Raw genomic sequence first — 409 nt, 5'->3', positions numbered from 1 at the left:
TCACCTCTTCCCATCCCGAACAGAGTAGTTAAGCCCGCCTGCGCAGATGGTACTGCAGTTATGTGGGAGAGTATGTCGTCGCCTTTTTTTATAAAATCCTCATCATTTATTTGATGAGGATTTTTTTTTGTTGGAAAATAGTCAATCTATAGACTTCGATTTGAATCAGCGTCAGATGCAAATAGGATCAGGCTGGATCAACACTAAAACGGATCAGGTGCAAAAGTTGAGGATTAAGCAAAAAGATTAGATAATCTGAATACGAAGAAATCTATTTTCCTTACTCCTCTAAATTGCGATCTAAAAGCTTTTACTTTTGCATTGAAAGATTCTGCTGAAGCATTAGTACTTCTGTTATCAAAATAATTTAAGATTGACTGGTAGTTAAAAGTAATTGTATTAAGTAGGA

The 409-nt window shown here is 35.5% G+C and carries 1 protein-coding gene and 1 rRNA gene; one reads left to right on the top strand and one right to left on the bottom strand.

Translation table 11 applies throughout. The features are described 5' to 3' along the window. Positions 1-87 (top strand): 5S ribosomal RNA (gene rrf, locus ACHRVX_RS23820); the annotation flags it as partial. 146 nt (positions 88-233) lie between these two features. On the opposite strand, the gene ACHRVX_RS23815 is transcribed toward rrf, so the two are convergent. Continuing rightward, complete coding sequence (locus tag ACHRVX_RS23815; protein ID WP_395337085.1) at positions 234-395, bottom strand: transposase; 162 nt, start codon at positions 393-395, stop codon at positions 234-236. Positions 396-409 lie beyond the last annotated feature (14 nt).

The organism is Flavobacterium sp. FlaQc-47 (genome assembly GCF_044006475.1).
Lineage (GTDB): Bacteria > Bacteroidota > Bacteroidia > Flavobacteriales > Flavobacteriaceae > Flavobacterium.
This window is presented reverse-complemented; position numbering and strand designations above follow the sequence as displayed.